The 13,144-nt window shown below is 66.2% G+C and carries 7 protein-coding genes; 4 read left to right on the top strand and 3 right to left on the bottom strand.

The annotated features are described in order from the left end of the window. Positions 1-149 precede the first annotated feature (149 nt). On the top strand, positions 150-3,299 hold the full coding sequence (locus tag ACIP9H_RS11605) for an AAA family ATPase (protein WP_401587500.1): 3,150 nt from the start codon (positions 150-152) through the stop codon (positions 3,297-3,299). 371 nt (positions 3,300-3,670) lie between these two features. Here ACIP9H_RS11605 and ACIP9H_RS11600 read toward each other — a convergent pair whose 3' ends face one another. Together ACIP9H_RS11600 and ACIP9H_RS11595 are read right to left on the bottom strand one after the other, a co-directional pair. Further along, complete coding sequence (locus ACIP9H_RS11600) at positions 3,671-4,618, bottom strand: hypothetical protein (protein WP_401958912.1); 948 nt, start codon at positions 4,616-4,618, stop codon at positions 3,671-3,673. A gap of 456 nt (positions 4,619-5,074) precedes the next feature. Then, positions 5,075-6,490, bottom strand: coding sequence for an amidohydrolase family protein (locus tag ACIP9H_RS11595; protein WP_401958909.1), 1,416 nt, complete (start codon positions 6,488-6,490; stop codon positions 5,075-5,077). A 1,297-nt stretch (positions 6,491-7,787) separates the two neighbouring features. On the opposite strand from ACIP9H_RS11595, the gene ACIP9H_RS11590 reads away from it, so the two are divergent. The 3 genes from ACIP9H_RS11590 to ACIP9H_RS11580 all read left to right on the top strand — a co-directional run bounded on the left by ACIP9H_RS11590 (position 7,788) and on the right by ACIP9H_RS11580 (position 12,142). After that, positions 7,788-8,738, top strand: a complete 951-nt coding sequence (locus ACIP9H_RS11590; RefSeq protein WP_401958907.1) for an SDR family NAD(P)-dependent oxidoreductase — start codon at positions 7,788-7,790, stop codon at positions 8,736-8,738. A gap of 255 nt (positions 8,739-8,993) precedes the next feature. Beyond that, positions 8,994-10,565, top strand: a complete 1,572-nt coding sequence (gene mdlC / locus ACIP9H_RS11585; RefSeq protein ID WP_401958905.1) for a benzoylformate decarboxylase — start codon at positions 8,994-8,996, stop codon at positions 10,563-10,565. A gap of 302 nt (positions 10,566-10,867) precedes the next feature. Beyond that, positions 10,868-12,142, top strand: coding sequence for an alpha/beta hydrolase (locus ACIP9H_RS11580; RefSeq protein WP_401958902.1), 1,275 nt, complete (start codon positions 10,868-10,870; stop codon positions 12,140-12,142). A gap of 186 nt (positions 12,143-12,328) precedes the next feature. On the opposite strand, the gene ACIP9H_RS11575 is transcribed toward ACIP9H_RS11580, so the two are convergent. Next, positions 12,329-12,970: a TetR/AcrR family transcriptional regulator C-terminal domain-containing protein gene (locus ACIP9H_RS11575; protein ID WP_401958900.1), complete on the bottom strand. Its 642-nt coding sequence runs from the start codon at positions 12,968-12,970 to the stop codon at positions 12,329-12,331. Positions 12,971-13,144: the final 174 nt, after the last annotated feature.

Genomic DNA, 13,144 nt, shown 5'->3' with positions numbered 1-13,144 from the left:
ACGGCCTGAAGATCATCTTGAACTACGCTCACTGCGCGACATAAGTTGCCTGAACGAGCGCGGCCAAAATCGCCCGACCAGATGCTGCGCACGATCACGAAACACGGTAATGGCCTCCTTCCCGTCTGACTGGATCGCGAGAGAAACGCATGGCTCCGGCCAGCCGGCCGGGCCTCGCTCAGTCGAAGAAGGCCCAGTCAGCGGCCGACGGCGGCTACAACGCGTTATCGAACGACCACCCTGGAAACATTGTGTCTTTTGCGGACGTGCAGTCCACTGCGAACATCCCCGTGAGTCCGGTCTTCGTGGGCCGGGAGACCGAGCTGGCCGAGCTGAGGCGAGCAGCCGAGGCCGCGAACGAGGGTGACCCGCAGGCGGTGCTGGTGCGGGGCGAGGCGGGGATCGGCAAGACTCGACTCATCGAGGAGCTGCTGAGCACCCTGGATCCCGAGGCGTCCGTGGCGGCGGTGGGCGGATGCATCGAGGTCGGCGGCAACGGTCTCCCCCTTGCCCCGTTCTCCGAGGCGCTGCGCACGCTGTGGCAACGGTTCCCCGAGGAAGTACGCGCCGCAAGCACAGGGCAGGGAGAGCTTTTGGCCCGGGTGATACCGGAAATGGGCGCCGGCTCGTCCGCTGATCCGAGAGACGACGACGGAATACGGCTGTTCGCGCTCATCACTCGCGTTCTGGAGACATTGGCGTCCGAACGGCTGGTGGCGCTGGTCATCGAAGACCTGCATTGGGCCGATGCTTCCACTCGTAATTTGATGGGCTTCCTTTTCCGTACCCGGCGCACCGGGCGGCTCATTTTGCTGGGGACGTACCGTTCCGACGACATCCACCGCGGACACCCGCTGCGCCCACTGCTCGCCGAACTGGACCGACTACGGTCCGTGAGCCGCGTCGATCTACCACGCCTGGGGCGAGGAGAAGTGAACCGGCAGCTCACCGGCATCTTCGGAGCCATACCGGACCCACGTGTCGTCGATGACATCTACGACCGCTCGGAGGGCAACGCCTTCTTCGTCGAGGAATTGGCCCGCGCGCACCGCGACCACGTACAGACGGGACTCAACAGCCTGCACGACGTGTTGCTGACCCGGCTGGAATCGTTGCCCGAAGCGAGCCAGCAAGTCGTACGCGCGGCTGCCGAGGGTGGCGCCGTCGTCGGCTACCCACTTCTGAAGGCCGTGGCGGGCCTGTCCGAGGTCGACTTGATCGAGGCGCTGCGCGCGGCTGTGCTCGCCCGTGTCCTGGCGCCCGAGCCGAGCGGTGCGCACTATCGGTTCCGGCATGCATTGGTCCGCGAAGCCGTTGGCGACACCCTCCTGCCGGGCGAACGGCACCTGATCAATCGTCAGTACGGACAGGTGCTGGAGGCGGATCCCACACTCGTGCCGCAGGGGGAGCTAGCAGGACGGCTCGCCCAGCACTGGCACGCGGCGCAGGACGGGAGGAAAGCTCTGCGTATGAGCCTTGCGGCGGCCGAGGAGTCCCGCAACCGTTCTGCCCACGCTGAACAGTTGTGGCATCTGGAGCGGGCGCTCGAATGGTGGAACCACATGTCGGAGGAGGTCCGGCCAGCGGATCTGCCCGCGATCCACTGCCCGGAGACCTATCCCTGCAGTGCCTTGCAGGAGGACGGCATGACCCAGGTCGGCCTGCCGGAGCTGCTCGCCACGGCCGCCACCGCTGCGGTGCACAGTGGGAACCTGCACAAGGCGCTACACCTGACCGACCTTGCACTGGAACACTTCAGCCAGGCCGAGGCAGAACGGCCCCTACCTGCAGCGTGGTTCTGGACGCGGCGGTCCCGGATCATCGAGGGCTTGAGCCGCGGAGACGGCTGGCCCGAAGTGCAGACGGCGTGGCGCCTCGTCAAGGCCCTTCCTCCATCCGTCGTGGGAGCCGAAGTGCTGGTGCGCATCGCCATCTGGAACGAGCTGCACCGTCCTTCCACCAGAAACCGAGCCCCCGCCGTCGAAGCTGCACGGTACGCCGCGCGTGCAGGCGCCGAGACACAAGAACTCCACGCCCGTCTGTGTCAGTGCCTGCTGAACGCGGACACGGATACCGACGGCGGTGTCCTCGCAGAGCTCTACGCCATTCGCCAACGAGCCGAGGAACTGGGCGAACTCGGCATCGCCGGACGGGTGAGCCAAAGCTTGCCAACAATCCTCGAGGGCATGGGCCGCTCCCAGGAAGCCGTCGCCGCGGCCGACCACGGCATTGAACTCTGCCGCTCGCTCGGCCTCACCAACCGCGAAGGGTGGGTCCAGGCCAACCGGGCGATCAGTCTGCTCTCCCTGGGCCGCTGGGACGAGGCCGACTCAGCCCTCGACGAGGCCACCGCCCTCGCACGCGCCCAACTGTCACGCTCGGCATTCGCGACGCTGCGAGCGGCCGGTCTCCTGCTGCGCGGCGACCTCCAATCCGCGATCGTCCATTTGACCGCCGCCGAAAAGCTGCGTGGCACGGAACGGTTGCCGGCGCAGTTCCAAGTGGTGTTCAGTCACTGTTCCCTGGAGGTCGCCCTACGCCAGGGCCGTCTCGACGACGCCCGGAGAGAATTCCTCCATGCGGACACCGCCGGGCTGTGCGACCTCCCGCTCAGTTGGTCACTGCCGCTACTCTGCACCGCGGCAGCCATGGAGGGCGACGCCATCGACTCCCCTGGTGGCGTTGCAGCGAAGGTTTCCACTGCTCTACGGCGCACCGCGGACCGGCTGAGCACGGTCCTGCCTCTCTCCGCCGCCTACGCACACCTGCTTCGCGCCGAAGTACGACGCATCGAAGGAGCGGACGATCCGGACCTGTGGTCGGCCGCAGTCACCGCTTTCGAAGACGCCGGACGCCCGTACGAGACGGCCCGTGCGCTCTTCGGCGAAGGCCGCGCCTTCCTCACCGCACCGCGACGGCGATCCGAGGCGAACGACAGGTTCAGCCGCGCCCAAGCCCTCGCGACCAACCTCGGTGCAGGCCTTCTGATCAGCGATATCAGCCGACTCCACACCCGGGACGTCGGCCCTGCGCCGGCTGCCGCAGCCTCCAGCCGCCGGACAGCCATGGGCAAGAGACCCAGCCGGTCCCATAACGGATTCGGTCTGACGCCACGCGAGTGCGAAGTACTGCAGCTGGTGGCGCGCGGTTACAGGAATCACCGAATCGCCAAGGAGCTGTTCATCTCGGAGAAGACCACGGGCGCCCACGTGTCCAATATCCTTGCCAAACTCGGCGCCTCCGGCCGAACCGAAGCAGCAGCCATCGCCTTCCGGCACGGTCTCGCCACACCTTCGTAAAACGTGCCATTTGTCGCGCGATTGCGGGCTCTTGACAGATTCGAAGGAGCTTTTCCTCATCAACACAGACCGACAGGGTGGCTGCAAATTCCGCGCTCGTGTGATGAGTTCGGATGGCGGTGGGCTGAGGTGGTAGCGGTACAGGCACGAGCTTCGTGATCATCGTGGCCTCTTAAGCCAGTTGATCACGAGGTGGCCCGTGCCTGCCGCTGTATCTTTTCCTGTCCCCGCTGTCCTGCTGAAGCTGGCCCCGCTGAACCCGGGCCACGTCGCTGACCTGCGTCCCTACCGGGTCAAGCCAGAACGAGCACTCTCCATCCTGGGCATCACCAACGACCAGGACACTCAGCGAACTTGATCAAGCCCTGGGGTCACGGGCCCTCGAACATGTTTCGCTTGTAGACGATGTTGTAGTTGTCCCAGACGGTCAAGAGCAGGAAGATGGTGCTCGCGGCACCATTGGGCCTGTTCTCGACCAAAACAGGCGGATAGAATGTTCCTGTTCCGCTGGTCTCCCGGCTCCAACCCAAGCCATCGCCGTAGCCGACCCCGTAGTTGTTCAGTTCCTGCGACCATGTGACGAGATCGGCCCCGAGGATGGCAAGCTCCATGTTGCCGTTGTGAAGCGCGGCCAGGGCAGGCTGGGAGCGCGCGGATCCCCCGTGGTTGTACCACCCGTTCCAGACGCCGTACCCGTATGCCTGCCATGCGGTGTATGTCTGATTGTCACTGCCCACATGGGCTATGACGTACCGCGACGACTGCCAGTTGTAGGCGACCGCCGGCGGGTACATCGACTGCGTGTTGGGGAAGGTGTAGATGCCGCCGAATGCGTAGCCGTTGTAGAACCTGGCGGAGATGTTGTTATTGCCGCGCCCATGCCAGGCAATCATGAAACTTCCCTCGGGACCCGCCGATGCCGAACCCGGCAGCAGATCCTCGGTGGTCGTACCGGAGATGGCCGTCCAACCACTGTGTGATCCGTCGGCGTAGGCGCGCATCACGTATATCTGACCGCCGCCACCCGTGTGGAAAACCCACCAACCGTTGCCCCCCGCCGAGGTTATCCAGGGCTGCGTCGCCGTCGCCGAGCCCGGGACCATCTGCACGGCCGGCTGGTTGTTGATGGAACTCCAGATGGCATTGTTGTCCAGGGCGCGCCACACCGTCATATGGTTGCCATTGGTGTCATACGCTTCAGCAGCGCCGCGGCCCCGAACGTTCTGCCCCCCAGCCTGCTCGTTGTATATCTGCGATTCTTCGTTGGGGAGGGCGGAACTCGCAGCGTTCGCTGCAACGGTGGTGAACAGAACACTCACTGCCGCGGCGAGGGATGCTACGACGAGCCCCCATTTTCTGACGATAGGGATTGTCAATTTACTCACTCCTGTCAGGCGAGCCCCTCGAAGGGTGAACTTAAAGTGAACTCGCAATGGAAAAACGTGCACAGGGCCTGCGCTCGACGGCTGCGCCCCCGCGGTGTTGCAACCTCGTTCTCTCGCAACACAGTTCTGTGGTCACAACGCGGGTGCTTTCAGTCGGTCACTGCAATCGGGCCGGAGGGCACGGTAGGTGCCGGCCCTCCTGGTCCTTGCCGGCTTGTCATCCATTCGCCTGTGACCTGATCGGTCTGGCTGGTTGGACGGCTTGCCCTGTTTGTCCCGCTGGTCGGTGCAGACGGCCTTCGCGTGACGCCGAGGTGCGCCGGCTTCCACGAGGCCGGGATCCCGCAGGTCTGCCCCTTCCCCAGCCAGCTTCAAAACGGATTGCGATCATCACGCCTGGCGGGCGACGTACGGTGGCGGGACCATCGCTTCTTCCCATTCGGCGTCGCCGATCCTGGAGCGCAGGTACTCGACCGATTGCGCGACGAGGCTTCGAGCCCGGTCGAGATCGACGCCGACCAAGCGGCCTTGGTATTTCAGGACCCGGCCATTGACCATCACGGTGTCCACGTCGCCACGCCCGGCCTGGAAAACAATGTGGCCCGCAGGGTTGTGCACGGTTGTCATGACCGGGGTGTCGTTGCGTAGCAGAACCAAATCGGCGAATTTGCCGGGCGTAATGGACCCGATCTCGTCGTCGAGTCCGAGCGCCCGCGCACCACCGAGCGTGGCGTATTCCAGGACGTCCATCGCCCGGGTGTCGTTGTTGACAACGACGTTGCCCTGCTGGTGGGCGAGGTGATGCACCATCGCCCGCTCCGCGTTGAGGGTGGCTCTCATCGCGGAGAACATGTCACCGCTCCACCATGCGACCGAGTCCATCGACAGGGAGATCGGGACGCCGAACCTCCGTGCCTGGGACACAGGCGGATAGCCTTGCCCGGCGCTGTCCTCGCTCTCCGCCGAGATGGACAGCTGCGCACCGCTGTCGGCGATCAGACCGAAGGCCTCATCGCTGAGCGCGCCACCGTGCACGAGCGTGTAGCTCGGCGAGAGTGCTCCGTATGCGTGCAGGAAGCCGATCTGATCGTCTTCGTAGGCTTTGAAGACTCCCGCATGGGAGATGATCGGGAGTTCGCGTGCCCGGGCGAAGTCCAGGGCTGCCTTGGCCTCGTCGGTGGGACTGATGCGATCGAGGGCCAGCTGCATGGTCACCAACTGGTCTGTGCTGCTGAACCTGCTGTCGAGCATGTCGTCGACCCGACCGTCGACCACCCAACCCAGATCGGATGCCAACGCGTTGCCGTAGGCGAACCTGGCACGAGCGGGCACATCGAATAACGCGTCCACGGCGGCTTCAGCGTGCTCGGGCGTCCGCAGACCGTGGGAGTAGTCGAGCACCGTGGTCACGCCGTCGTACACGGCCTCGACCATGCTCATGTAGTTCGCGGCGTAGATGTCCTCCGGCCGGAACAGGTGACCCCATTTGATCATGATCCACTGGACGTAGTTGCCAAGGGTCCAGTCAGCACCCACCCCGCGCAAGGCGGACTGCCACATATGCCTATGGGTGTCCACGAAACCTGGAAGCAACAGGGCACCGCATGCCTCGATGACCGCGGCATCCGCAGGAACCTCCAGGTGGCGGCCCACCGCCTCAATGCGGGAGTTGCGGACCAGCACGTCCGTGTCCCGCAGCACGCCGTCATGCGGCTTCATCGTCACTACCGTTCCCCGTCGGAACAAGACGGGTTGCCCCAGCCGGGGTGTCGGTCGAGCCGCGATGTTGCGGTTGTGCATGTCCATCTCCGATTTTTCGTCTCTGGGGCGAGGTGATGCACAACAGCGCATCCGCCCCCCGAAAGATCTTCGTCCGCCGGCCTGTAGCGAAGGTGAACTGACACGGCAGCCGCCCTGTCAGTCAAGCGCGCAGCCCCGGCCAGGGCGAGCGCACCACTGTGGTGCCCGGAGCAGTGCCGTCCGCCTTCGACAGTGGGGCCCATGCCATCGACTCGTGGCTGTGCAGCAGACAGCCGATGGTTCGTTCCGACACTCGTGTCAGAGCTCTTGGCGCCCCCCTGCGTCAGGTGGCGCTCCCCACTTTGCCCGCCCAGGAATCCCCAAGGCATCGGGAAACTTCCCCGTCTTCGTGGACGTAAAAATTCATACCTGGTTGCGCGAATTATCCTAATTGATTCCCGCGTAGTGCCCAATCACTCCGCGGAATGGAGGCCAGTAGTCCGCGGATTGCGCGCCGGTGTCCGCGCGGAAATCCTGGGCCATTGGTCAAAAGCCTGCTGCGCAATACCGCGACCGGCATACCATGCTGGGCCGGCAGTCCGACCATCAGCACGCTGAGGAAGTCCTTCTGACGGTGGCGTCCCGCGCGGCCACGCCGCCTGAGGTCCCCACCGGTTCAAGAAAATTGGCTTCAGCACGGCCAGGAGGCTCTTCTTTTACACCCCGAAGGTTCGGAGGAGCTCTTCATAGAGGGCGGCGATGACCCACGGCCCGGCGTACAGGTGCCAACTTGGGGACCGGAGCGGTTCACCGGCCCCATGCTTTGAACTATCCGAAAGGTACGGGTTGGAAACCGCTCCCGAAGCCTGACCACGAGTGCACGTCACCTTGCTGTGACGGCAGGGGAAGAATCCCTACGCTCGCAAGCCGTCGCAGGGGGTGCTGGGCCGGCCGACTGGAGAGATAGGGGGTTCTCCCCATGTCAGCGACAGAAGTTCTTGCGAAGATCGACACACGGAGCTGGGCTGGTCGACCGGATCGGCCTGAACATCGCGTACGGACAAACCGTTCGGGTGCGTGCATCTCTTGGGCTTGACCTCCACGGTGCTATCAGGTTCGTGGAAGCTACCAGCGACCCATCGTCACCCTGGCGGTGCCGCCCAGGGAGTTCCGGACTTTCAGCGCCACGCCAAGGGCCAGCGGTCCACGCGCCGGATGCATTCATGCCCGAGTGAGTGACGAGCCGGTCGTGCCCTGAGAGACCTGCACGCTTGCCCCGGAGCATTCCCTCGGCAGGGGCTGATCGTGTTCGTCGCTGGCAACCACCCGTCCCACCCCCTACGAAGCGTCACGAAGGATCACCATGGACACGTCCCCAGCACGTCTGGCCACTGAGCCGAGGCCCGGCAGGATGAGGCCGCCGAGACGGGACCACGCACTGCGCCTGCATCTCGACCCGATCGAACAACTGGACCTGACCGGGCGTCGGCTGATCGTGATTGGTGGTACGAATGGGCTGGGACGCGCCATCGCCACCCAGTCCCTAGCCCGTGGTGCGGCAGTCACGGTGGTGGGCCGCACTCTCCGCGATGCTCCATCGGACCAACGGTCATTCGTTCCTGTCGACCTCTCTTCCCTGCGGGAGGCCGAGCGGATCGGCCGTGAACTGTCCGTGGAGGACTGCGATGTCCTCCTGTTCACGACCGGAACCTTCGCCGCCAGAGTTCGTGAGGAGACCCTCGATGGGGTGGAACGGGACATGGCGGTCAGTTTTCTGAATCGGCTGGCCATCCTGCGGGGACTCACGGGACGACTCGGCTCCGCCCGAGGCGATGACACCTTCCGCCCGCGGGTGTTCGTCATGGGCTCGCCGGGGTGGGGGGAGACCGGCACGCTCGCCGACCTGAACTCCGAGCACCACTATTCGGCCATGCGGGCGCACGGCAATACCCTCGCCGGAAATGAGGCGCTGGTGACGGCGGCACACTCTCGCTTTCCCGGCCCGGCCTATTTCGGCATGGCGCCGGGAGTCATCAGGACGGACATCCGCGCGAACCTGCTCGGCGAGGGAAGTGCGACGCACCGAGTGGTGGAGGGTCTCATCGGCGTTCTGGCCCCGTCCCCGCAGTCCTACGCCCGCTGCATGGTACCTCTCCTGTTCACCCCGGAGTTGGAGGGCCGCAGCGGCGACCTGTTCGGCAGGAAGGGCACGCCCATCCTGCCCTCGCGTGGCCTCGACTTGGGATACGCGCGGCGCTTTCTGGACGAGTCGGAAGCGCTGCTCGACAGAGCCCTGGCCGGCTACGCGAAGTAGGCGAGGTGGGCCGGCGCTCAGCGACAAAGCACCGATACCCGACACCGATGAGGAGCCCTACCGGCGGGAAGCGCGCCAATGGCTGACCTGTACCGGGTTCGCTTGAGCCGCAGGACTGCTCTATTCGTGCCGTTCTGTCACCACTGCATGTGAGGCGAGTTGGTCGGGCTGTCTGTTCACGCCCGATTTGCCCTTTACGCACACCGCTCCTACGGTCGTGGGACGGGCTCGATCACTCTGGGCAAGGGGCCGCTCATGGCGACCGTCAGCGATGCCTTCTACCGCGTCCTGCGCCATCACGGCGTGAGCGCCGTCTTCGGCAATCCCGGGTCCAACGAGCTGTCGTTCCTCACCGGCCTGCCCGAGGACATCCCCTACTACTTGGTCCTCCAGGAGGGCGCCGCGATCGCCATGGCGGACGGCTACGCCCAGGCCACGGACACCACGGGGTTCTTGAACCTGCACGCCGCGTCCGGCACCGGCAACGCGATGGGCTGCATGACCAATACCGCCGCCTGCCACACGCCGATGGTCGTCATGGCGGGTCAGCAGGCGCGCCGCTACGTCCCGGTGGGGGCGATGCTCACCAACGTCGACCCGACCAAGCTGTGCGACCCGCTGGTGAAGTGGTCCGGTGAGCCGTTGCGGCCGCAGGACGGGCCCGCGCTGGTCTCCAAGGCCCTGATGCTCGCCGACTCCGCGCCCCGCGGCGTGGCCTACCTGTCGGTCCCGCTGGACGACTGGACCGAGCCCGCTGAGCAGAGCGCCCTGACCCACCTCCTGGAGCGGGTGGTGGACGGCGCCCCGGTACTGGCCCCGCGAACGCTCACCATGCTGGTCGAAGCCCTGGACCGGGCGACGTCACCGGCGCTGGTCCTGGGGCCCGGCGCGGACACCGAGGCGGGATTCCGGGCCGCGGTGGCCCTCGCCGAGCGGGCCCGCCTGCCGGTGTGGGTGGCACCCAGCCCGCCGCGGACCCCGTTCCCGACCCGTCACCGCTGCTACCAGGGCCAGCTGCCGTCCGCCGTCGGCGCCGTCGCCGACACCCTCGCCGGGTACGACGTGGTCCTCTGCGTCGGAGCACCGGTCTTCCGCTACCACGCGCCCAGCGGCAGTGACTTCCTGCCGCCGGGCGTCCGCCTGTACGGGGTCACCGACGACCCCGACGAAGCCGCGCGTGCCCCGGTCGGGCGCATCGGCGTCGGTGATCCGTCCGACGCGCTGGTCCGCCTCGCCGATGCCGTCGCGCCGAGCGACCGGTCCTGGCCCCCGGAGCGGACCCTCCCCGAGGCGGACACCACCGGGCCGGCGTTCACCGCGGAGGCCATCCTCGACGCGATCGACGCCGGGAAGAACGACGACGCCGTCGTCGCGTTGGAGTGGACCTCGGCGGACATGATCCGCGACCGACTCACCCTCACCCGGCCCAAGTCGCTGTTCTACCCGGCCGCCGGCGGCCTCGGCTGGGGGCTGCCCGCCGCGATCGGGCTGCGGCTGGGCCGCCCCGAGCGGCCCGTCGTCGCCCTGATCGGGGACGGCGCGATGCAGTACACCACCTCCGCCCTCTGGAGCGCCGCCCGCTACCGGGTGCCGGTGACGTACGTGGTCTGCACCAACCACCGATACCGGGCCCTGGAGGAGTTCTCCGAGATCCTGCACGTCCCCAAGGGCGACTACCTCGACATCTCCGGCGTCGACGTCCTGGACCTCGCCCGCGGCTACGGCCTGGAGACGCACCGCGCGGAGTCCCTCGCGGACCTCACGGACTTCGTGCACCAGGGCATGACGTCCCAGGTCCCCCGCCTGGTCGAGATCCTCCAGCGCTGACCCGCGGCGCGCGAGCACTTCATGTGCGGCCGGAACGTCGTCCTGACGGGCTGTCCGTCGCGTCGCTCGTCGAGTCGAGCTTGGCCCGGCCAACTTACGAGGCACACATTATTCGAGCTCAGACGTGCCTGATACTCCCCGCGCCTGTCCGCCGACGTGGCAATGCGCGCCGGCTCTCTCGACGTCGGTGAACGGCCTTTGCTCGACGGGCGACACTCCGGTCCAAGCGCGCATAGAAGGATAAAACGACGGGAGAAGATGTCCTCTGGGACGAAGGTGGGGGTCGAACGAGAGGATCCGTCATGACCGCGCGCTCCACCGGACAGAACTGGGCACTCGACATCGCCATCGCCCAGGGCGGCTTCGACGCGCTGCACCCGGCCGCCAAGGGCACCATGGAACAGCTGGGTCACGATCACACCGACTTCGACAAGGTCTTCGCGCAGGTCCGTAGCGGCGCGATGCTTCCCAAGGCTTGGGCCACCGTGGCCGCCCAGGCGGAGGAGCGCGCGACGCACCATGAGGCGGAGGGCTTCGCCCAGACGGCTGCGGATCTGTATCTGCGTGGGGCCGTGATGTGGGGGCGGGCCCAGTACTCCGTCTTCGACGCGGGAGACCCCCGCAAGACCGCGTTCCGTGACCGGTGCAATCACTGTGTGGCCCGTCTCTCCGAGCTGCGCGGCAACCGGGTGCGCCGGGTGGTCCTCGACTTCGAGGGCAAGCACATCTATGCCTTGCTCCACCTGCCCGCCGGCGAGGTACGAGGTGCGCCCACCGTAATCCTCGGCCCCGGAATGGACATGATCAAGGAGGACTACATTTACGCCGCCGAGCGGTACTACACCTCCCGCGGCGTGGTGGCCCTGTCCATCGAGGGGCCGGGCCAGGGCGAGTCGCGTGCGGGCGGTTTGGCGGTGGACCTGACCAACTACGAGCGGGCCATCGGTCGTTACATCGATTACCTGGCGGAGCTGCCTGAGGTCGACGCCCGGCGCATCGGCATGTTCGGGATCAGCATGAGCGGCTACTGGGGCATGCGTGCGGCGGCGACCGACTCCCGGCTCGCCGCCGTGGCAACTTTCGAGGCGGTCTCCGGTGACTTCGAGACGATCTTCGAACGGGCGCAGCCCAGCTTCAAGAACAACTACATGTACATGTCCGGCTACACCGACGAGGATCTCTTCGACGCGGAGTTGGCGCAGCGCATGCCCCTGGGCGCTCTTGTCTCGGACATCACGTGTCCACTGCTGATGGGGATCGGCGAGTTCGACGAACTCACCCAGTTGGAGCAGGCTCTCGCCACATACGAGCGAGTCCGGGCGCCCAAGGAGATGCGCGTCTACGAGAACGAGTTCCATCCACTGGGCGGTACCGCGGCAGAAGTCTTCCGCTTCGGGGCCGAATGGCTCGAGCGGGCGCTGGCGGGAGAGCTGAGTACCCCGGGCCGCGATGAGCGCTACTACGTCCACAATGACGGCCGCACCACGAAGGGATCCGCCCACCCGGCCTGGTGGCTGGGAACGACGCCTCGCCAGATCACCGACGCGGCGGCCTCCGGTTCCTATCATTCCTCCTGACCGCGGAGTCGGTTCGCACCACCGTTGATGTCCCCTGGGCCAGGGGCGTTCATCAATGGCGGCGAGCCGGTTCGCCAAGTACGGGGACAGTCGCTTTGGACGACTTCGGGCAGCCCTTCAATACAAGGTGGCGGCATGAAAACGGGCGCGCACCTGGGTCGTCGACGCCCATGCCTGGACCAAGGGTCAACTCGGCCGGTGCGGCCGCTGCGCCCCCTCGGCTGCCAGCCCGTCGAGGAAAACATTCAGGCCGCTGAAAAAGCGCTCGCCCGCCTCGACGGCGTACATGGCCCGCAGTGACGTATCGGGGTCTTCGCCTGCGCGGGCGGCCTCAGCCTCGGCCTCGGACAACATGGCCTCGAATGACTCCTGCGGGATGCTGTCGCGAGCCTGCTCCTCGATGGTGTGGCCGAGCACGTAGTAGAAGAGCGCGAAAGCAAGCGTTGGTGCGCGCTCCGGGTCGACGCCGGCGTCCAGCAGCGTGGCCGTGAGCGCCCGTCCGGTACGTAGGGTGTTCGGCTGCACCACAAACGTTCCCGCGACCAGTCGTGCGCCTTCGCGACGTGAGCACATGGCTTGGCGCAGCGCACCGGCCAGACATGTCAGCCGTGCTCGCCATTCCCACGAGGGGTCGGGGGCGGCGATCCCGGACAGGATCTCCTCCGCCATGGCGTCCAGCAGTGCCTTCTTGTCTTCGAAGTGCCAGTACAGGGCGCCGACGTGCACGTCGAGCGCCGTGGCGAGTTTGCGCATGGTCAGCGCTTCCAGGCCCGCTTCGTCAAGCAGTTCAAGCGCCCTGCTGAGAACTATCGCGCGACTCAAACGCATGGTGCTGTTCCTTCTGAGAGCGTGGTCCTGGAGTGTTCGGTGGTGCCGGACGGCTGGCGGCCACCGGGTGCGTACGAGCGAACACACGAACCTCCGGAGGCCCACCTTAATGCTCGGTCGGTGAGGCACCGCCTGATGAGGTTCGGCCTGGGAGCCGGCTGGGTGGTGGCAAGC

The sequence above is a fragment of the Streptomyces sp. NPDC088732 genome, assembly GCF_044751205.1.
Classification (GTDB): Bacteria; Actinomycetota; Actinomycetes; order Streptomycetales; family Streptomycetaceae; genus Actinacidiphila.
This window is presented reverse-complemented; position numbering and strand designations above follow the sequence as displayed.